Source organism: Bradyrhizobium sp. 33ap4 (genome assembly GCF_032654765.1).
Classification (GTDB): domain Bacteria; phylum Pseudomonadota; class Alphaproteobacteria; order Rhizobiales; family Xanthobacteraceae; genus Bradyrhizobium; species Bradyrhizobium australafricanum.
Map to the genome: position 1 here is coordinate 38,472 of NZ_JAUMTJ010000018.1, position 19,437 is coordinate 57,908.

Annotated in this window: 16 protein-coding genes and 1 pseudogene; 9 read left to right on the forward strand and 8 right to left on the reverse strand. The window is 65.3% G+C overall.

Annotation, left to right across the window (positions count from 1 at the left end; all coding sequences use genetic code 11):
* Positions 1-876, forward strand: an 876-nt coding sequence (locus Q2M23_RS15730) for a hypothetical protein (RefSeq protein ID WP_316396068.1), incomplete at its 5' end; no start/stop codon positions are given.
* 165 nt (positions 877-1,041) lie between these two features.
* Here the strand turns inward: Q2M23_RS15730 and Q2M23_RS15735 are convergent.
* Positions 1,042-2,556 carry an ATP-binding protein gene (locus Q2M23_RS15735; protein WP_316396069.1) on the reverse strand — a complete coding sequence of 505 codons (1,515 nt, stop codon included), beginning with the start codon at positions 2,554-2,556 and terminating at the stop codon, positions 1,042-1,044.
* Between the two features lie 271 nt (positions 2,557-2,827).
* On the reverse strand, positions 2,828-3,142 hold the full coding sequence (locus Q2M23_RS15740; RefSeq protein ID WP_316396070.1) for a hypothetical protein: 315 nt from the start codon (positions 3,140-3,142) through the stop codon (positions 2,828-2,830).
* A 183-nt stretch (positions 3,143-3,325) separates the two neighbouring features.
* On the opposite strand from Q2M23_RS15740, the gene Q2M23_RS15745 reads away from it, so the two are divergent.
* A complete protein-coding gene (locus tag Q2M23_RS15745; RefSeq protein WP_316396071.1) occupies positions 3,326-4,615 on the forward strand; it encodes an MFS transporter in 1,290 nt (429 codons plus the stop codon).
* 44 nt (positions 4,616-4,659) lie between these two features.
* On the opposite strand, the gene Q2M23_RS15750 is transcribed toward Q2M23_RS15745, so the two are convergent.
* The 3 genes from Q2M23_RS15750 to Q2M23_RS15760 all read right to left on the reverse strand — a co-directional run bounded on the left by Q2M23_RS15750 (position 4,660) and on the right by Q2M23_RS15760 (position 8,077).
* Complete coding sequence (locus Q2M23_RS15750) at positions 4,660-5,850, reverse strand: OpgC domain-containing protein (RefSeq protein WP_076828107.1); 1,191 nt, start codon at positions 5,848-5,850, stop codon at positions 4,660-4,662.
* A 283-nt stretch (positions 5,851-6,133) separates the two neighbouring features.
* Positions 6,134-6,748, reverse strand: coding sequence for a TetR/AcrR family transcriptional regulator (locus Q2M23_RS15755; protein WP_076828126.1), 615 nt, complete (start codon positions 6,746-6,748; stop codon positions 6,134-6,136).
* A gap of 156 nt (positions 6,749-6,904) precedes the next feature.
* A complete protein-coding gene (locus Q2M23_RS15760) occupies positions 6,905-8,077 on the reverse strand; it encodes an acyl-CoA dehydrogenase family protein (protein ID WP_316396073.1) in 1,173 nt (390 codons plus the stop codon).
* A 33-nt stretch (positions 8,078-8,110) separates the two neighbouring features.
* Between Q2M23_RS15760 and Q2M23_RS15765 the strand changes: the two genes are divergently transcribed.
* Positions 8,111-8,584: an AMP-binding protein gene (locus Q2M23_RS15765; protein WP_316396074.1), complete on the forward strand. Its 474-nt coding sequence runs from the start codon at positions 8,111-8,113 to the stop codon at positions 8,582-8,584.
* A gap of 112 nt (positions 8,585-8,696) precedes the next feature.
* On the forward strand, positions 8,697-9,791 hold the full coding sequence (locus Q2M23_RS15770; RefSeq protein ID WP_194295354.1) for an asparaginase: 1,095 nt from the start codon (positions 8,697-8,699) through the stop codon (positions 9,789-9,791).
* On the opposite strand, the gene Q2M23_RS15775 is transcribed toward Q2M23_RS15770, so the two are convergent.
* Positions 9,751-10,302: a sigma factor-like helix-turn-helix DNA-binding protein gene (locus Q2M23_RS15775; RefSeq protein ID WP_244558823.1), complete on the reverse strand. Its 552-nt coding sequence runs from the start codon at positions 10,300-10,302 to the stop codon at positions 9,751-9,753. The genes Q2M23_RS15770 and Q2M23_RS15775 overlap by 41 nt on opposite strands.
* Before the next feature lie 184 nt (positions 10,303-10,486).
* On the opposite strand from Q2M23_RS15775, the gene Q2M23_RS15780 reads away from it, so the two are divergent.
* The 5 genes from Q2M23_RS15780 (at position 10,487) to Q2M23_RS15800 (ending at position 17,072) form a co-directional block, all read left to right on the forward strand.
* Entirely contained in the window at positions 10,487-11,467 is a 981-nt protein-coding gene (locus Q2M23_RS15780; RefSeq protein ID WP_076828101.1) for an AraC family transcriptional regulator, read from the forward strand.
* A 60-nt stretch (positions 11,468-11,527) separates the two neighbouring features.
* Positions 11,528-12,334: an MBL fold metallo-hydrolase gene (locus Q2M23_RS15785; protein WP_168858395.1), complete on the forward strand. Its 807-nt coding sequence runs from the start codon at positions 11,528-11,530 to the stop codon at positions 12,332-12,334.
* Between the two features lie 91 nt (positions 12,335-12,425).
* Entirely contained in the window at positions 12,426-14,288 is a 1,863-nt protein-coding gene (gene htpG, locus Q2M23_RS15790) for a molecular chaperone HtpG (protein WP_316396076.1), read from the forward strand.
* A 258-nt stretch (positions 14,289-14,546) separates the two neighbouring features.
* Positions 14,547-15,752 carry a zinc metallochaperone GTPase ZigA gene (gene zigA, locus Q2M23_RS15795; RefSeq protein WP_316396077.1) on the forward strand — a complete coding sequence of 402 codons (1,206 nt, stop codon included), beginning with the start codon at positions 14,547-14,549 and terminating at the stop codon, positions 15,750-15,752.
* 171 nt (positions 15,753-15,923) lie between these two features.
* Positions 15,924-17,072: a DUF3095 domain-containing protein gene (locus tag Q2M23_RS15800; RefSeq protein ID WP_057018114.1), complete on the forward strand. Its 1,149-nt coding sequence runs from the start codon at positions 15,924-15,926 to the stop codon at positions 17,070-17,072.
* Positions 17,073-17,316: 244 nt separating this feature from the next.
* Here Q2M23_RS15800 and Q2M23_RS15805 read toward each other — a convergent pair.
* Together Q2M23_RS15805 and Q2M23_RS15810 are read right to left on the reverse strand one after the other, a co-directional pair.
* A pseudogene (locus Q2M23_RS15805) lies at positions 17,317-17,759 on the reverse strand (DUF2147 domain-containing protein).
* Between the two features lie 260 nt (positions 17,760-18,019).
* Positions 18,020-19,405, reverse strand: coding sequence for an MATE family efflux transporter (locus Q2M23_RS15810; RefSeq protein WP_316396078.1), 1,386 nt, complete (start codon positions 19,403-19,405; stop codon positions 18,020-18,022).
* Positions 19,406-19,437: the final 32 nt, after the last annotated feature.

Sequence of the window (19,437 nt, forward strand, 5' to 3'; positions counted from 1 at the left end):
TGGGTGGTGAATGGCGTCGCGCAAGCAGCCGGCACCAACATCGAGGTGTCGGCGGCGAACCTGTCGCAGGTGAGTTACGTGTTCGGTCCCGGCGGCTCGCCGTCGGATACGCTCTGGGTGCGGGCCAATGATGGCACCCAGTGGGGGAGGTGGACGGCCTTTGCGGCCACGGCAACCGACCAGCCGCCGGTGGTCTCGGCCTCGAACGTTACGACGGTCTCCGGGCAGGTCTTTGCTGCTTCGAGCCTATTCAGCGTGACGGACGCGGACGGCGATACCATGACGAAATACGCGTTGTGGGATACCAACGGCAACGGGCATTGGAGCGTCAACGGAGCGACGCAGGCTGCGAATGTCGAGGTCGACATCACGGCGGCGCAACTTTCCGAGACCACCTATCAGGCCGGCTCGGGTACGGACCAGCTCTGGATCCGGGCCTATGACGGCATCGCATGGGGAGCGTGGCAGCCGTTCTACGCGACCGGAGAGAGCCCCAGCACTGCCACCATCGCAGCGGGTACCACCCTGGAATTGACGGGGGCTTCGAACGCCGCCGTTACGTTCCTGGGCAGCACGGGGACGCTGAAGCTCGACAATTCCGCGAGCTTCACCGGAACTGTCGCCGGGATGTCCGGTTCGGACACGATCGATTTCGCGAACATCAATTTCGCGAACGTTCAAACGCCGACCTTCACCGGAAACGCCTCGGGCGGAACGCTCACGGTGACGGACGGCACTGTCACCGCCAGCATTGCGCTGCTGGGCAACTACATGGCTTCCACATTCACGGCCTCGAGCGACGGCCATGGTGGTACCTCGGTCGTCGATCCGCCGGCGATGCAGGTCAGTCAGCTTGCGCAGCCGCAGCATGCGTAGGGGCTTGAGATAGGGCGGCTGTGGAGGGCCTGTTGCGGGCCCTCCGCAACCAAGATCGCTCAACCGGCAAAGTTGAAAGGCCCGCCTCCTGGCGGGCCTTTTTCTTGTCTTGCAGCGTTTCCGCGACGCCGCGCGACACCTAACGCCTCGTTGCTCAGTACCTGATCACAGCGACGAGCCGTTACAGGCTGCTTCCGCCGCCTGGTCGTCCACATTCGGGTCGGCCGCGGCGGTGGCCCAGGCGAGCTCGACGAGGGTCACGATCCGCCGGCCGGCACCGTCGAGCTGGCAGACGATCAGGCCTTGTTCTTCGATGTAGGTCAGAAGATGCCGGGCACGGCGCAGCGAATGCGTGCCGTAGGCGCGGGCGATCGCGGCATCGCTCGGGCACGGCCAGCCCTCCTTCGCGGCGCGGGCGATCATCATGAAGACGCCCTGCATGTCCTCGGGCAACAGCGCGGCACGCAACGAGACGTCCTGCCAGGCGTCGTCCTCCGCGACATCAGCGCCGAGCCCGGCGCGGGCGCGCGTCAGCATCCGGCGGAAATCGGTCAGCTCCGGCACCACGGCACCGAGACCCTCGATGCGGCAGCGGACCACGAACTCCTGATAGAGCACGCCGATGGCGCGGAAGCCGGCGTCGGGCTCGGCGAGGATAGCGCGCAGGATACGGTCCAACCGTTCACGCCGCTCGGCCAATTGCTCGGCGCTCGGCGGCGGCTCCGCAGCTTCGGGATCTGGCTCCGGTGCCGGCTGCTTGGCGGCCATCAACTGGCTGAGCAGGTCCGGCGACGGCGTCCGGCGCTGCGGCCGCACCGCTTCCGGCGGCGGAGCGGCGAGGATGATCGCGCGTGCGTCCTCCAGTGCCGCTTCAGGCAGCGGCATCAACCGCGGCGCCGCATTGCGCGGCTGGGTGTCGGTCGGACCGATGCGCAAGCCCAGCGGACGGCGGGAGAGCGCAGGTCCCAGCGCCATGAATTGTCCGCGCTCGAGGTCGCGGAAGGCTTCCGCCTGCCGCCGTTCCATGCCGAGCAGGTCGGCGGCGCGCGCCATGTCGATATCGAGGAAGGTGCGGCCCATCAGGAAGTTCGACGCTTCGGCCGCAACATTCTTGGCGAGCTTCGCCAGCCGCTGGGTTGCGATGATCCCGGCGAGCCCGCGCTTGCGACCGCGGCACATCAAATTGGTCATTGCACCGAGCGAAAGCTTGCGCGCCTCGTCGGACACCTCGCCCGCGACCGCCGGCGCGAACAGCTGCGCCTCGTCCACCACCACCAGCATCGGATACCAGTGGTCGCGGGCGACGTCGAACAGCCCGCCGAGGAAGGCCGCGGCGCGCCGCATCTGGTTCTCGGCGTCGAGTCCTTCGAGATTGAGCACCGTGGAGACGCGATGGATGCGCACGCGCTCGCCGGCGACCTGCAGGCTGCGCTCGGTGTGGTCCTCGGCGTCGATGACGAGGTGGCCAAATCGTTCGGCCAGGGTGACGAAATCACCTTCAGGATCGATGATGGTCTGCTGCACCCAGGGGGCGCTCTGTTCCAATAGCCGGCGCAGCAGATGGGATTTGCCGGAACCCGAATTGCCTTGTACCAAGAGGCGCGTCGCCAATAGCTCCTCGAGGTCGATGGCCGCCGAAGTGCCGGCCGTCGTTTGTCCCATCTCGATCGCTACGGTCATGTCCCGACTCAAATTGCCCTTGCGGAGAGGCGGCTTAACAAGCTGATCGCGCCGCGTCGAGCGAACCGCACCATCATCCCCAGGCGCGGCCGGGAGGCGGACGGTGTTGATGCTCGCCGGACGAGATGAAGATTGATCGAGCCACTACAACGTGTTGGCTTGCATGTCTGATGTAGATTTTTTCGAACCAGTTCCTGTTCAGCTGCGCGATCCGGCCCGGTTCGGACCCGCTCTTATTTAAGCAGCCCGTCGAACTCTCAGCCCGTCGAACTCAATGTCTGAGTTCAACTACGACGCATTCATTTCCTACATTCTTCCGGATCCAAACGGGATTGATCCCAGCTTGCAAGGCTCGCGTTGTCGAAGGCATCCGCCAAAAATCGAAGGTTTCACGGATCTTATCCCCGCTCACGCGCGCATGTGGCGGAGCGATCCTGATGTCGGGAGCGAGATGGTCGATCGCGTAAATCTTTCCGGCGTCGGTATTGATCTTTGCCGTTATCGCGTTCGGGCAGGTCTCGGCGCCCCTCGGCGACGGGATCTGGGACCAGGCCTCCTGGCTCGCACTTGCCGTGCCGCTGGTCATCATCGCTTTCTACATTTTCCGGCGTTCCGCGCGTCCTTCGTAGAAGGAGCGGGCGTTCGCAGTGACGTCGATGTGATCGGCGTCGCTATTCTCATGCCGGATACCTCCGTCCCGTTTGCCGGTGGTGTCTCGGCGCGCAAACCTCGTCATAGTCCGCCGCACAAAAGAAACGTGCGAGGAAACATGACTGAGAGCACCGTCGATACGCTTGCGCCGTCGGTCGCGGCGCCTGGCGCAGTGTCGCCGCGAAAAGTGTTTTGGGCGACCTGGTTCGGTTGGATGCTCGATGGCTTCGATTCGTCGATGTACGCCTACATCCTGGTCGGCGCGTTGAGCGAATTGCTGCCCGCCAGCGGCATTGAGCCGAGCAAGGCCAGTATCGGCATCTATGGCGGGCTCTTGTTCTCGATCTTCATGCTGGGCTGGGCCTGCTCGATGGTCTGGGGCTGGGCCGCGGACCGTTACGGACGGGTCCGGATCATGTGCTGGACGGTGCTGGTCTACTCGCTGTTCACGGCGCTGTGCGGGCTTGCGACCGGTATCGTGATGTTCGCATTGTTTCGCTTTGTTGCCGGCTTCGGCATCGGCGGCGAATGGGCCGCGGGCACGCCGCTGCTGCAGGAATCCGTGCCGGAGAATACGCGGGTGCGGCTCGCCGGATGGCTGCACACGGCGACGCCGACCGGGCTATTCCTCGCCGCCGCCGTCACGCTTGCGATTGGCAGCACGCTGGGCTGGCGCGGCATGTTCCTGCTCGGCATTCTGCCCGCGCTGCTGATCGCGTATCTGCGCAGCAACATTCCCGAACCCGAGCGCAGGGCTGCGCACGAGCAGCCGTCGGTCGCGGCCTTGTTTGCCGGCGACCAGGCGCGCACCACCTGGGCCGCGGCGCTGATGATGGCCTGCATCATCTTCGGCCTTTGGTCGTCGAACTTCTGGGCCCCGACCGTGATCTCGACCAAGCTGGTCGCCGCGGGCGCGACGCCGGCGCACGCGCAGGAGATGGGCGCGGTGGCCGGCCTGATCACCAATGTCGGCACGCTGATCGGCTGCCTCCTTGTACCATGGCTAACGACCTGGCTCGGCAGCCGGCGCCGCACCGCGGTGCTGTTCTTCGTCGGCGGGCTGATCTCCGTCGTGGTCTCCTATGAGGTCGCGATCGAATGGCTCGACAGCCTGACGCTGTTCATGGTGCTGCTGCCGGTGCTCGGCTTCTTCACCAATGGTGTGTTCGGCCTGTTCACGATCTGGCTGCCGGAGATGTTTCCTTCGGCGCTGCGCGGCTCGGGCTCCGGCTTCGCCTTCAGCATGGGCCGCGTGCTCGGCGCCGCCGGCCCGACCCTGATCGGCGCGCTCGCCGCCCGCACCGGCAGCTTCCCGCTGGCGATTTCGATGCTGTCGCTGATCTATGTAGTCGGCCTGCCGCTGATCGCCCTGGCGCCGGAGACGGCCGGCAAGCCGCTGGCGAGATAGCAGGCTACTTTGCACGTTGCGCGCGGCTTCGGCCGCGCGCCGTCTTACTCCGCCGGCTTCGCGGTCGCTGGCGTCTGCGCGGCCACGGGCGTCTGCGCAGCTACGGGTACCTTCGCGGGCGCCTTGTCGACCTTCTTCGACCAGGAGCGGTAATAGGCGAGTGCGGTCATCAGCACGATGCCAACAATGCTGACCGCGATCTGCATCCAGATGCTGCCGGAGACCTCGACCAGCAGCACATGCGCGATGACCGCGAGGAAAACGCCGGTGCAGAACACTTCGAGCGACTGCTGGCCGCATTTGATGATCGGCTGGAAGATCGGCCATTCATATCCGGGCCATTCGCGCGGCAGGAAGCGGGTGACGAAGAAGGCGAGGACGATGAAGTGCAGCACGCGATAAGGCGCAAGGTTGGTCTTGTCGTTCGGATTGAAGGCGTCATAGAGCCAGGCCGGCATCGCCTGTCCGAGCTCCGGGAAGCGGCCCGCCAAGGTCATGACCAGCGCGAACAGCAGATAGGCGCCGCCGAGCCAAAGGAAGGCGCGCGAGCGGATGAACGCGATCGATTCGCTCGCGCCGCCGAGCGCGAACCAGCCGCCGAACACGAACAGGAACTGCCAGCAGAACGGATTGAAATACCATGAGCCGGACGGATAGGCCGGCAGGTTCCAGCCGAATTGCCGCGCCGCGAGATAGAGCAGGAACGAGGCCAGCAGCGTCAGATTGAGCTTGCGCAGCATCGCCCACAGCACCAGCGGATAGCACAGCATCAGCGCGATATAGAGCGGCAGCACATCCATGTTGACCGGTTTGAACGCCAGGATCAGGCCCTGATAGAGCGTCTCGGCCGGATTGTGCATGAAGCCCGCGACGTTGAATTCGTCCTGCAGGTTCGGGTCGTGGTAGCGCTGGGAGAGATAGCCGATCTCGGCGATATAGATCACGAACAGCAGGACGTGGGCGACATAGATCTGCCAAGCGCGCTTGATCAGGCGGGTGGCGCCGATCACGGTGCCGCGCTCGAGCATCATGCGCGCATAGACGAAGGATGCGGTGTAGCCGGAGATGAACACGAACAGATCGGCCGCGTCGCTGAAGCCGAAATTCTTCTGCGTGATCCAGTTCACCGCGTTGTTCGGGATGTGATCGAGATAGATCGCCCAGTTGGCGAAGCCGCGCAGCAGATCGAGGCGATAGTCGCGGCCACGCGGCGGCAGAACAGCCTTGACGTCCATCGGTACGCTCCCATCCCGAGTGCCCGCGTGTCCGGTCGCGGGTCGCCCACGACGTCATACTAGAACAGGATTTCGACGGTTGTGTATTGGTTTTCCGGAAACGGATCGCCGCCACAGCCGGCCAAACAGCGATGAATTTGGATCAAATCGTTCGCGCCGCGAACCACGCGGTGCGTAGGATGGGTAGAGCGAAGCGAAACCCATCGCTCCGTGTCGACCTGACGAATGATGGGTTTCGCTTCGCTCTACCCATTCTACGAGAGCCGGCCGCGCACCGGCGCGGCTAACGCTGCACAAACCCGTTATGCAGCGTGGTGAACAGCGCCTTGCCCTTCTTCACCAGATCGTATTTGCGGCCGTAAAGCAGCCAGACGGCGGTGAGGTGGCACATCCCGCCCATCATCAGCGACATCGCGGTGTAGGGATCGAGATTGCGGCGATAGGTGCCGGCGCGGCTCGCCTGCCTGATCAACTGCACATAGCGCAGCGCGTATCTGTCGACCGCCTTCTTGATCCGCGGTTCGGCGGCAAGCACGCTCGGCCAGATCTCGAGGAAGAACACCCGGCCCCAGCTCGGGTTGTCCTTGATGTACTGGAAGTTGGTGAGGAAGATGATGCGGAGCTGGTCGACGGGATCGCCACCCTTGACCAGCAGCGGCTCGGTCTTCTGATACAGCGCCTCGAAATTGCCTTCGGGCACATCGAGCACCAGCGCGCGCTTGTCCTCGAAATAATCATAGATGCTGGAGAGCGGTACTTTCGCCGCGGCGGCGACCTCGGTGAGCGAGGTTCCGTCGATGCCTTTTTCGCCAAACAGCTTGGTGGCCGCCGTGAGGATCTGCTCGCGCCGGTCGCGGCTGCGTTGCTGCTTGAGCTTGAGTGTCGTCCCCGAAGCCACGGTGGTCTCCAAGAGCGTTTTCGCGCGAAGTGGATACCGGTTCGCGCAAGGAAGACGCGTCAAAGCAGGAATCTCATCCCCGTAAAAAAAACAGTAAGGCAGCGGGATCGGAACACAAGTGCTATTGCGACGGGATACAGCGGTAAAGCCTGCGGGTCAGACCGGCGCGTTCCGCCGTTCATGTGTGCGGAACGCGTTGCGGGCAATGATCTGGCGCATGATCTCGGAGGTGCCGTCTAGAATGCGGACCACCCGCGTTTCCCGCCAGATGCGCTCGATCGGCAGGTCTCTTGAATAACCGGCACCGCCGAACAGCTGCATGGTCGTGTCGGCGACGCGCTGCACCATGTCGGCGCCGGTATATTTGGAGAGCGCTGCCGCGGCGGTGCGGGCGGCGGCATCGCCCCGGTCGTAACGCCAGGCTGCCTCATAGGCGACAAGCCGCGCGGCATGCAGCGAACTCGCCATGTCGGCGATCTGCCACTCGAGGCCCTGATGGTCGCGCAGCTTGCGTCCGAACGTCTCGCGCTCCGAGACATGGTCGAGAGCGTAGTCCAGCAGCTGGCTCGCCGCGCCGACGCAATAGGCGCCCCAATGGGTGCGCCCGGCATCCAGGCACCGCATCGCGATGGCGAATCCTTCGCCCTCCTGTCCCAGCAGATTCTCGCGCGGAATACGGCAATCCTCGAAGATCACTTCGGCGTGCTCCGAGCCGCGTCCGGCAGCCATCTCGACCAGGCGGCCGATGGCAAGGCCCGGCGTCTTTGCGTCGACGACAAAGGCCGCGATGCCCTTGGCGCCGGCGGAGGGATCGAGCGTGGCGAACACCGTGAAGACGCCGGCCGCGGGCGCATTGGTGATATAGGTCTTGCGGCCGTCGAGCACGTAATGATCGCCGTCCCGCCGCGCCCGGGTCTGGATCCGGGCGGCATCGGATCCGGCATTCGGTTCGGTCAGCGCGAACGCGCCGATCACCCGTCCGCTGGCGAGCTCCGGCAGCCATCGGTCGCGAATCGCCGGCTGCGCGTAGAGCTCGATCGCCTTCGAGCCGATGTGAACGTTGACCCCGCTCAGATAGTAGAAGGCGGTGTGGGCCTTCGCGAGCTCCTCGATCGCGATGCAGCTGCCCAGCATCGTGAGGCCGAGGCCGCCGAATTGCTTCGGCGTGTTGGTGCCGAACAATCCCATCCTGCGCAGGCCGGCCATGGCGCTGTCCGGCACCTTGCCGGTCGCCTCGATCGCGGCATCGTGCGGCTGTAGCTCGCTGCGCACGAATTCACGCATCCGGCCTTGCAGAACGCGGAGGTCGTCGGGAAGCTCAAAATGCATCGCAGGCACCAAAAGTCGAATAATCTTCGAAAAATGTTGCGCCGCCTTCCGGCAGATGTCAAGGTTTTGCGGAAGTTCCGGAGAATACGGCATGCTCGCAGGCTTGATGCAGCAGGTCCCGCTCACCCTCAATCTGGTGAGGGACGTGTCGCGGATCTCTATCCGAACAAGACGGTGACGACGCGGTATTGCGACCGCGTCCATGTCATCAGCTATGCGGAGCTGCTCGGCCGCGCGGGCCAGCTCGCCAACTTCCTCGCCGAGATCGGCGTCGAGCGCGGCATGCGCGTTGCCACGCTGGCCTGGAACTCGCGCCGTCACCTCGAGCTTTATCTCGCCGTGCCCTGCATGGGCGCGGTGCTGCACACCATCAATGCGCGCCTGCACGCGCTTGATATCGCAAGACTGCTCGCCCACGCCGAGGATCGGGTGCTGTTCGTCGATCGTTCGATCTGGCGAACCGTCGGGACGGAGATCGAGCTGCGCAACACGTTTGAAGCTCACTAAACGCTTCAACCCATCTTCCGACCATCGCATCTTCCGCCGCAACTTTGTCCACTTGTTACGGGACAAAACCACGAGTTGTGGACTGGCGACCTGTCGCTTTGGGGAGAAGATCATGCCACGTTCGTTTCAATCCAATTATTCCGTTCGGCTCTTCCTCGGCCTCGCCGCCGCCCTCACGATCGGGCTTGCCTCGCCGGTATCAGCGCAACAGGCCTCCGGCACCGCGCTGGCCCGCGTGCTCGTGCTCGGTACCGGCGGCACCATCGCGGGGCAGGCCAGCGCACGCGCCGGCAACGCCTATGACTCAGGCAAGGTCAGCGCAGCCAACCTGGTCGCGGCGATCCCGGGCATCGACAAGCTCGCCCAGATGTCGGCCGAGCAGATTTCGTCGATCGGCTCGCAGGACATGAACGACAACGTGTGGTTCGACCTCGTCAAGCGCATCCGCGCGGCCATTGACGACAAGGAGGTCGACGGCGTCGTCATCACCCATGGCACCGACACGATGGAGGAGACCGCGTTCTTCCTGCAAAACGTACTCGACACCGACGTCCCGATCGTGCTGGTCGGATCGATGCGGCCCTCGACCGCGATCGGCGCCGACGGTCCGGCCAATCTCTACGAGGCGATGCGGGTCGCATCGGCCCCGGAATCCCGCGGCCGCGGCGTGCTCGTGGTGCTCAACGACACCATCCATGCCGCGCGCTGGGTGCAGAAGACCAACACCACCAGCGTCGAGACGTTCCGCTCGCTCGAAGCCGGCCCGGTCGGCTATGTCGACACCGGCTCGCTGCGCTTCCTGCAGCCGGCCGCACCCGTCAAGGCTGCCAGGTTGAAGCTGCCGGATGCGCCGCCCTTGCCGCGGGTCGACATCATCTATTCGCACGCCAACATGGACGCCGCTGAGGTCGAGGATGCGGTCAGGCGCGGCGCCAAGGGCATCGTGCTGGCCGGCGTCGGCGACGGCAATTCATCGAAGGGCGCGATCGATGCGCTGGCCGCCGCGGCGAAGCAGGGCGTCGTGGTGGTGCGTTCGACCCGGGTCGGCTCAGGCTTCGTCAACCGCAACGTCGAGGTCGAGGACGACAAGCTCGGCTTCGCGGTCTCGCTCGATCTCAACCCGCAGAAGGCGCGGGTATTGCTCGAGCTCCTGATCGCGAACGGCATCACCGAGCCGTCGGCGGTTCAACAGGCGTTCGCGCGGTAGACCACCGGTTTTGAGGCGCCGTCGGCTTCGCCTGCGCGGCCTTGTTCGCCGCGCGCCACGCTGGGAGCAGCAGGGCGCGCGCTTCCGCGATGCGCGACATCACGGTGGTGACAGGAATGCCGGTGACTTCGGCGATCTCCTTGTAGGAGAGATCGATCATCTCGCGCAGCGCGATGACCTCGCCGAGCGGGGCGGGCAGGTCATGGATGAGTTGCCGGATGGTCGGGGTGTCGCGCCGTTCCGGCGTTACATTGTTGCCGGAGGGTTTCCGGTCGAGTTTCTCTTGGCAGACGGCTTTGAGGATCGCGAGCAGCCACGGCCTGATGGCCGGGCCGCGAACGCCGTCGAACCGGCGCAGTGCGCGCCGATAGCATTCCTGCACGGCCAGTTCGGCGTCCGCCTCGGTCCGCATCAGGACCTGGGCGAACGCGTAGGCATCGTCGAGACACGGCAATGCCGCGTCGCGAAACTGCTGCGCCGTTTTATTCCCGGCTTTCGCACTTCGCATCATAGGGTTGCATCTCGTGAATAGCTTTACCGGCAATCGGCGCAGTGGTATCAGGCTCCGCGCCGGAGTCGTGGACCGTCGCGCCAAGCGTAGGGACAGGAACGACGTGCGCACACGACATGCGCGCGGCGGACAGCAAGCGATCGATCGTGTCAGCCCTGATCGATCGAGCGTCGGAGCGCGGATCATGTCCGAGACACAGGTGCCCAACCGGTTCTCGATTTTCCATCATGGGCTGGCCAAAGGGCCGGCCTATGAGGCTTGGCGCGAAGGGATTTGCCGCGGCTTCTGCCGGCTCGACGTCGGACCGACCGACGACAACCGCATCGACTGCCACAACGAGTTTACGCTGCTGCATACGGTCGCCATCGCGACGCCGCGCGGCGGCTCGGCCCGCTTCGCCCGCACCCGCGCGCTTCTGAATGACGGCTGCGACGACCTCGTCCTGATCTCTGCGACGCGCGGCACGGTGCAGGTCACGCAGGCAGGCAAGGCGATCGAGCTTCAGCGCGGCCAGATGTGCCTCACCGAAATGAATATCGTCGGCACCGCCGACCTCACCCGGTCGGGCAGCTTTACGACGACGCGGTTTCCGCGGCGCCTGCTGCTCCAGGTCGCACCATTGGTGGAAACGCAGCTGGCGCGGGTACTCGGGCGCGAGCCGGCCCTGGGCGCGATGATCGAGCGCTATTCCGTGCTCTGCACCGAGCTTGCCGGCGATCTGGACGTGCCCGGCCAGCGGGCGGCGGCGCACCATCTCGCCGACCTGGCGGGTCTCGTTCTCGGCAGCAGCGCCGAGACAAAGCAGCTGTCGGCACGCGACGGCGTGGCGAAGGCGCGGCTCGATCTGATGAAGGCCGATGTTCTCAAAAATCTCGACAACGGTAAGCTCACGATCGAAGCCATAGCAAAGGCGAATGCGCTGAGCACCCGCCAGGCGCAGCGCCTGTTCGCGTCCGCAGGAACGACATTCTCGGAGTTCGTCCTCGAGCAGCGCCTGCTGCGGGCGCGCCGGCTACTGCTGCACGAAGAGGGCGCCGGCCGCAAGGTCAGCGACATCGCCTATACGGTCGGCTTCAACGACTTGTCCTATTTCCATCGCGCGTTCCGCCGGAAGTTCGGCATAGCACCGGCGGAGATGCAGATGGAACTGGGGCGGCGGCATTGAACGCCTCCTGCCGCGGCGCTAGATCAGCAGACCAGCTTCATCGCAACGAGGGCGCTGCCAATGCCTCTGTGGACCTGCGAACAATGCGGCGCGCAATTTCCTGAGACCGCTGCGCCGCCGCCGGCTTGCCCGATCTGCGAGGACGAGCGGCAATATGTGAACTGGAAGGGGCAGGCGTGGCTGACGCGCGAGGAGCTCGCAGAGCGGCACAAACTGGTCTGTCGCGACGATCTTGGCCTCGTCGGGATCGCGCTCGAGCCGTCCTTTGCGATCGGGCAGCGCGCGCTGCTGGTGCCGGACCGCGGCGGCTGCGTGATGTGGGACTGCGTGCCGCTGGCAACCGCCGAGGCGATCGCCCATGTCAGATCGCTCGGCGGGCTGAAGGCGATTGCGATCTCGCATCCGCATTATTATGGCGCGGTCGCCGACTGGAGCGCGGCGTTCGACAATGCCCCGGTCTATCTGCACGGCGACGATGCACAATGGGTGACGCGGCCTTATCCGTCGATCGTGCCGTGGCAGGGGGACAGCCATCGCATCTCCGACGACATCCTGCTGGTGCGCGGCGGCGGGCATTTTGCCGGCGCCACCATGCTGCATTGGCGCAATGGCGCCGACGGGCGCGGCGCGCTTCTGACCGGGGATATCGCGATGGTGGCGATGGACCGCCGCTCGGTCAGCTTCATGTATTCCTACCCGAACTATATCCCGCTCAATGCATCAGCGGTCCGCCGCCTCGCGCGCGCGGTCGAGCCGCTGGCCTATGATCGGATCTATGGCGCCTGGTGGGGCAAGAACATCGCCTCCGACGCCAAGGCGGCGTTCGACCGCTCGGTGCAGCGCTATCTCGCGGCGATCTCGGACTGACGGTTCCGGCCGCTTTTGGCAACCTTGCCACGCGGCGCGATCGCGCTATATCAGGGCTTTCCCGCCCCTTACCGATTGTCCGAGTTTCCGCATGACCACAACTGCCGCTGCCGAATCCCAGCCATTCCAGGCCGAGGTTGCCGAATTGCTGCACCTGATGGTGCATTCGGTCTATTCCGAGACCGATATCTTCCTGCGCGAGTTGATCTCGAACGCGTCGGATGCCTGCGACAAGCTGCGCTACGAGGCGATCGCCAATCCGTCCCTGATCACGGACGGCACGCCGCCGGAGATCAGGATCGTCCCGAACAAGGCGGCCAACACGCTTGCCGTGGTTGATACCGGCATCGGCATGGAGCGCCAGGAGCTGATCGACAATCTCGGCACCATCGCGCGCTCCGGCACCAGATCGTTCCTGTCGAAGCTCACCGAGGCCAAGGACGGCGCCAACCTGATCGGCCAGTTCGGCGTCGGCTTCTATGCCGCCTTCATGGTCGCCGAAAAGATCGTCGTCACCAGCCGCCGCGCCGGCTCGGACGAGGTGTGGGTGTGGACGTCGGAAGGCGGCAGCGGCTTCGAGATCGCACCGGGGGGCGAAGAGGCCGCCCAGCGTGTCGCGCGCGGCACCGAGATCGTGCTGCATCTGAAGAAGGACGCCGCCAAGTATCTCGAGGCCTACGAGATCGAGCGCATCGTCCGCGAATATTCCGACAACATCCAGTTTCCGATCCTGCTGGTGCCGGAAGAGGGCGAGCCGCGCCAGATCAACTCGGCGAGCGCGCTGTGGCAGCGCTCGAAATCCGAGCTCAAGCCGGAGGATTACGCCCAGGCCTACAAGCAGATCGCCGGCGCGTTCGACGAGCCGGCGATGACGCTGCATTACCGTGCCGAGGGCCGGCAGTCCTACGCCGTGCTGCTGTTCGCGCCGTCGCAAAAGCCGTTCGACCTGTTCCAGGTCGAGCGCAAGGGTAAGGTCAAGCTCTACGTCCGCCGCGTCTTCATCGCCGACGATGCCGAGCTGCTGCCGGCTTACTTGCGCTTCATCCGGGGTGTGATCGACAGTGAGGACCTGCCGCTCAACATCTCGCGCGAGATGCTGCAGAACAATCCGCAGCTCGCGCAGATCCGCAAGGCCGTCACCGGCCGCGTGATCGGCGAGTTGGAGACGCTCGGCGAGAAGGAGCCGGAGACCTTCGCAAAGATCTGGAACGCGTTCGGCCCGGTGATCAAGGAAGGCCTGTGGGAGGATTTCGAGCGCCGCGACAAGCTGCTGGCACTGGCGCGCTTCACCACGACGTCGGGCGAGAACCGCTCGCTGAAGCAGGTTGTCGACGACTTCAAGCCGAACCAGACCGAGATCTATTATCTGGTCGGCGACAGCGTCGAGCGGCTGAAGTCGAACCCGAAGCTGGAATCGGCGCGCGCCCGCGGCATCGAGGTGCTGCTCCTGACCGATCCGGTCGATGCGTTCTGGACCTCGGCGCCGCTCGATTTCGGCGGCAAGCCGCTGAAGTCGCTGAGCCAGGGCGATGTCGATTTCGGCCTGATCCCGCTTGCCGACGACAAGGACGACAAGAAGGACGAACCCGCGGCCGACGCGGCGACCACGATCGCCGTGATCAAGGACGCGCTCGGCGAGCGCGTCTCCGACGTCCGGGCTTCGCAGCGGCTGACCGCGAGCGCGTCGTGCCTCGTTGCCGGCGGCGATGCGCGCGACCGCGCGCTGGAGCGGCTGCTCGCCCAGCAGAACCGCGGCGCGATCACAAAGCCGGTGCTCGAGATCAATTTGCGCCACCCGCTGGTCGCGGCGCTCGCGACCGATACCGCGCAGGCGAAGGACCTGTCGCTGCTGCTGTTCGAACAGGCGCAGATCCTCGACGGCGAGATGCCCGACGACCCCGCCGCGTTCGCTGGGCGCATGAACCAGCTCGTGCTGCGCGGATTGGGGAAGTAGAGCGCGAACTCTGAACCCGTCATCCTGAGCCCGCCCGGATGGAGCGAAGCGCAATCCGGGACAGGTCCATCCGTGGATAGCGCGGCCCCGGATTTCGCTGCGCTCCATCCGGGCTACGCATTCCTAAAACTGGCAGGCTGACTGCGCCGCCCAGGCGCTTGACAGGCCGCGCCTCATTGATGTTATGTTATAACATAACATCAAGCCAATGCCCCATGTCCCGCCGCCGCCGATCCCTCCAGCAACTGTTTGATCTCGATGCAAAAACTCCCCGTCACCATCTTGTCCGGCTTCCTCGGGGCTGGAAAGACCACTTTGCTGAACCACGTCCTGAACAACCGCCGCGGTCTGAAGGTTGCGGTGATTGTGAACGACATGAGCGAGGTGAACATCGACGCCGACCTGGTTCGCGATGGCGGTGCGAACCTGTCCCGGACTGACGAAAAACTGGTCGAGATGAGCAATGGCTGCATCTGCTGCACCCTGCGCGACGATCTGCTGAAGGAGGTACGCACGCTCGCCGAGAGCGGCCGCTTCGATTATCTCCTGATCGAATCGACCGGCATTTCCGAGCCGCTGCCGGTCGCCGCGACCTTCGAGTTTCGCGATGAAGATGGCCAAAGCCTCTCCGACATCGCGCGGCTCGACACCATGGTCACGGTGGTCGACGCCGCCAATCTCCTGAAGGACTACGCCTCGACCGATTTCCTCAGCCAGCGCGGCGAAGCGCTCGACGGCGACAAGCGCACGCTGGTCGATCTGCTGGTCGAGCAGATCGAGTTCGCCGATGTCGTGGTGCTGAACAAGATCGATGCCGCGACGCCTGCGCAGCGCGAGGCCGCCCGTACCATCGTGCGTGCGCTCAATCCCGAGGCCGACCTCGTCGAAGCGAATTTTGCGCAAGTCCCGTTCGACCGCGTGCTCGACACCGGCCGCTTTGCCTATGAGCGCGCGCAGCAGCATCCGCTCTGGCACAAGGAACTCTATGGCTTTGCCGGGCACGTGCCGGAGACCGAGGAATACGGCATCACGAGCTTCGTCTACCGGGCGCGGCGCCCGTTCGATCCGCTGCGCTTCCACGCCTTCCTGCGCGAGAGCTGGCAAGGCGTGATCCGCGCCAAGGGCCATTTCTGGATCGCGACGCGCCCGGATTGGTGCGGCGAGCTGAGCCAGGCCGGCGCCATCGTGCGGACCGAAGGGCTCGGTTCGTGGTGGGCCGCGATCCCGCGCGAGCGCTGGCCGGATCATCCGGACTGGCGGCTGATGATGCAGCGGAGCTGGAACGATCTCTACGGCGATCGCCGGCAGGAGCTGGTCTTCATCGGCTCCGGCATGGACGAGGACTACATCCGCCGCAGGCTCGATGCCTGCCTCGTCACCGGCAGGCCGGGCATGGACCCGCAAGCCTGGGCCGGGCTGCGCGATCCGTTTCCGCCGTGGAGCAGGACAGGCGAGGCGGCGTGAGACAGTCACCGTAGCCCGGATGGAGCGAAGCGCAATCCGGGGTCTCCCGCCGCTTGAGAGGTCCCCGGATTTCGCTGCGCTCCATCCGGGCTACGCTTCTAAAACCGGTCCCAACCCGCGCCGTTTCTGCTAGAGAATCCCGCATCAGGGCGGAAACGGCGCGGCGTTGCGATGGCTGGCGGCAGCGATATCTTCTACGGCGGCATTCCGGTGTTTCGCGGCTTCGCGCGGCTGATGGACCCCGCGCTGTATGCGCCGTTGCCGGATGACTGGACGGTCGGCGTCGCCGACATCGTGGAATCGACCAAGGCGATCGCAGCGCAGCGCTACAAGGCGGTCAACATGGCCGGCGCCGCGGTGGTCGCCGCCGTCACCAATGCGCTGGAGGGCCGCGAATTCCCCTTCGTGTTCGGCGGCGACGGTGCGAGTTTTGCGGTCGCGCCCGCCGATCTCGACAAGGCGCGCGAAGCCCTCGCCGCGACCGCGCGCTGGGTGCACGACGACCTCGATTTGGTGCTGCGGGTGGCGCTGGTGCCGATGGCGGCGATCCGCGCCGCGGGCGCCGATGTCCGCGTCGCGCGCTTCGGGCCGTCGGCCAATCTGTCCTATGCGATGTTCTCAGGCGGCGGTCTTGCTTACGCCGATGCCGCGATGAAGCGCGCCGAGTTCGCGGTCGATCCGGCGCCTCAGGGCACGCAACCCGATTTGTCCGGCCTGTCCTGCCGCTTCGAGGTGATGCCGTCCGCGCGCGGCGTCATTCTGTCGGTGCTGGTGCTGCCGGCGAAGAACGCCGATCCCGCGTCCTTCCGCAAGGTGATCGAGGATATCGTCGTCCGCGTCGAGAAAAGTCCCGATGCCGGACGGCCGGTGCCCGCCAGCGGTCCGCCGCTGCACTGGCCGCCGCAGGGAATGGAGTACGAGGCGCGCGCACGGCGCCGCGGCCCGCTCGCGCTGCGTCGCGCCGTGGTGCTCACATTCACGCTGTGGGCCTATACGCTGATGCGGTTCAACATCCCAGTCGGCAAGTTCGCGCCGAAACGTTATCTGCAGCAGGTGGTCGAGAATTCAGACTTTCGCAAGTTCGACGACGGCCTGCGCATGATCCTGGATTGCACGCCGGAGCTCGCTTCCGACATCGAGCAGCGCCTCGCCGCCGCCGCGGCGCAGGGCATCGTGCGTTATGGCCTGCACGAGCAGGATGCCGCGATGATGACCTGCTTCACCCCGTCGGTGATGCGCGCCGACCACGTCCACTTCATCGACGGCGCCCGCGGCGGCTACGCCTCGGCCGCGACGGTGCTGAAGGCGCGCGCGGTGTAGCAATTTTTCTCACCTCTCCACGCTCGTTTGCGGGGAGAGGTCGGACGCCACGCCTCGCGTGGCTTCCGGGTGAGGGCAGGCAATGCGTGGCCGCAAGGAGATATTCATCAGACTCGCGAGATCGACGGTGAGCTGACTACAATTCAGATATGGCTACGCGGATAGAGCCCCTCACCCCAACCCTCTCCCCGCAAGAGCGGGGCGAGGGAGCACGGTCCCGTCGCGGTTACCGCTCGGCTCAGAATTACCGCCCCACCCGCGTCCAGGTCTCGCCGCCGCACAGCGCGCCGACGCAGCCTTCGACGCGCAGCGTGCTCTCGCCGGTCACCGAGATGCTGCTCGCATAGGTGCCGCCGTCGTCGGCGTTGTAGATCTGGCCCGACCATTTGCCCGCGGCGACCGGATGCATGCCGGAAAACAGCGGCAGCCCGATGATCGGCCGGCTGGACAGCGACGGATTCGGATTCTTGTTGTCGACCTGGGGCTTGCCGGTCATCGGATCGATCGGGTCGCGCAGGCTCACCACCACGCCGCAGATGCCGCCGCCGCATTTGCTGATCTTGACGCGGGCATCGCCGGCCTGGGTCTGCCAGACCCGACCGGCTCAGGCGCGCCTTGCGCATGCGCGGCGGGCACGGCAAGCGCCGTCGCAATGATTGCGATCATGAATTCGAATCTGCAGGCCATGGCTCATTCCCCCAGAGCATGATCCGGAAAAGTGCGAAGCGGTTTTCCGAAAAGATCGTGATCAAACAAAGAGCTAAAGCGCGATGACGATTCGACCCAATCTCATCGCGCTTTAGAGGTCGGCCTGCATAGCAAGCCGAAGAATTTCTGCAATGTCATATTCGCGCGATCAGGTGAGCGCGGTCCCGACAAAATTTGGTGCCTGTTTCCGGAGCAGTCATGCTCAGGCAACGCTCCGGTGCGAGGGCGCTGCGTCGTATTTATCCCCAGCGGGTCAGCCGGATCGAAATGATGGTGGCGAGGCCGAACGCCACCATTGCACCGCCGACCAGCGCAAACAGCGTCCACGCCGGGGCGCTCACGGTAGCGAGCCACCAGCCGCCGATGCCGACTAGCAGCAGGCGGATGGTGCCGGCCAGCACCGGTCCGCCGACCTTGGCCGCGCCCTGCGAGGAGAAATAGAGACAGACGCCGACGCCGAAGAAGCCGAAGCCCGGGCCGGCCAGCGCGAAATAGGACGAAGCCGCGGCGGTCACGCCGGGATCGGTGGTGAACAGCGCAATCCACAGCGTCGGCTTGAGCGCGACCACAAGTCCGACGAAGCCAACGACAAGTCCGGCGACGGTGCCGGCGGTCCACGCCACCTTGCGGGCGCGGGTCACGAGTCCCGCGCCGATCGCCATGCCGACCATCGGCACCGAGGCGACGCCGACCGCGAACGCGATCGGGATCAGCAAAAACTCCAACCGCGAGCCCATGCCGTAACCGGCCAGCGTCTCGGTGCCGAAGCTGGCCAGGATCTTGGTGAAGATCAGGATGGTCAGCACGCTCTGCAGCGGCGACAGGCAGGAGATCGCGCCGACCTTGAGAATGTCGAGGAACATCGCGCGCTGGAAGCTGAAGGCGGCGAAGTCGAGTTTCAACCGGCTGCGGCCAGAGGCGAGATACCAGGCGAGGAAGATCGCACCACACGTGAAGGCCGTGAGCTGTCCGGCGGCGACGCCGCGCATGCCGAGACCGGGCATGCCGAACAACCCGAGACCCAGCACGCCGCCGACCGCGATCTGGATCATCGAGACCGTGATCAGAGTCATCGAGGGAATCCGCATGTCGCCGGTGCCGCGCACCACGGAGGCGAGCGTGTTGACCAGCCAGATCGAGATCGCGCCGGAGAACAGCACCTGCGAGTAATGCATCGACTGCTCGAGCACGCCGCCATGTCCGCCGAGCAGCGCATAGAAGTTTCGGCCGAAGCCCAGCATCATCACGGTGAAGAACAGTCCGGCGCATCCGCCGATGATTGCCGCATGCAGCGCCAGATCGGCGGCGCGGTCGCGGTCGCCGGCGCCGAGCGCGCGGCTGATCGCCGACGAGACGCCGCCGCCCATCGCGCCGGCCGACATCATCTGCGTCAGCATCGCGAACGGAAACACCAGCGCAATGCCGGCCAGCGGCTCGGTGCCGAGCCGGCCGATGTAAGAGGTCTCGGCCACCGCGACCAGCGTCGAGCCGAACATGGCGATGGTGTTCGGGATCGCGAGGCGAAGCAGCGTCGGCAGGATCGGCGCGGTCAGCAGGTCATTGACCGGCGTGGCGGGCGCGGGCGTGGCCGGCTGCACGTCGTCGATCGAGGCATCAATGGTCATGCGTCACGGCTCACTTCGCAAGCGGGAGAGGG

Coding starts and splice junctions, on each gene's coding strand:
- Q2M23_RS15770 (WP_194295354.1), top strand. CDS start 8,697: ATGCCACGTTCGTTTCAATCCAATTATTCCGTTCGGCTCTTCCTCGGC.
- Q2M23_RS15810 (WP_316396078.1), bottom strand. CDS start 19,405: ATGACCATTGATGCCTCGATCGACGACGTGCAGCCGGCCACGCCCGCG.
- htpG (WP_316396076.1), top strand. CDS start 12,426: ATGACCACAACTGCCGCTGCCGAATCCCAGCCATTCCAGGCCGAGGTT.
- Q2M23_RS15800 (WP_057018114.1), top strand. CDS start 15,924: ATGGCTGGCGGCAGCGATATCTTCTACGGCGGCATTCCGGTGTTTCGC.
- Q2M23_RS15780 (WP_076828101.1), top strand. CDS start 10,487: ATGTCCGAGACACAGGTGCCCAACCGGTTCTCGATTTTCCATCATGGG.
- Q2M23_RS15740 (WP_316396070.1), bottom strand. CDS start 3,142: ATGACCAGCGGCACGGCAAGTGCGAGCCAGGAGGCCTGGTCCCAGATC.
- Q2M23_RS15735 (WP_316396069.1), bottom strand. CDS start 2,556: ATGACCGTAGCGATCGAGATGGGACAAACGACGGCCGGCACTTCGGCG.
- Q2M23_RS15775 (WP_244558823.1), bottom strand. CDS start 10,302: ATGATGCGAAGTGCGAAAGCCGGGAATAAAACGGCGCAGCAGTTTCGC.
- Q2M23_RS15750 (WP_076828107.1), bottom strand. CDS start 5,850: ATGGACGTCAAGGCTGTTCTGCCGCCGCGTGGCCGCGACTATCGCCTC.
- Q2M23_RS15785 (WP_168858395.1), top strand. CDS start 11,528: ATGCCTCTGTGGACCTGCGAACAATGCGGCGCGCAATTTCCTGAGACC.
- Q2M23_RS15745 (WP_316396071.1), top strand. CDS start 3,326: ATGACTGAGAGCACCGTCGATACGCTTGCGCCGTCGGTCGCGGCGCCT.
- Q2M23_RS15760 (WP_316396073.1), bottom strand. CDS start 8,077: ATGCATTTTGAGCTTCCCGACGACCTCCGCGTTCTGCAAGGCCGGATG.
- zigA (WP_316396077.1), top strand. CDS start 14,547: ATGCAAAAACTCCCCGTCACCATCTTGTCCGGCTTCCTCGGGGCTGGA.
- Q2M23_RS15765 (WP_316396074.1), top strand. CDS start 8,111: ATGTTGCGCCGCCTTCCGGCAGATGTCAAGGTTTTGCGGAAGTTCCGG.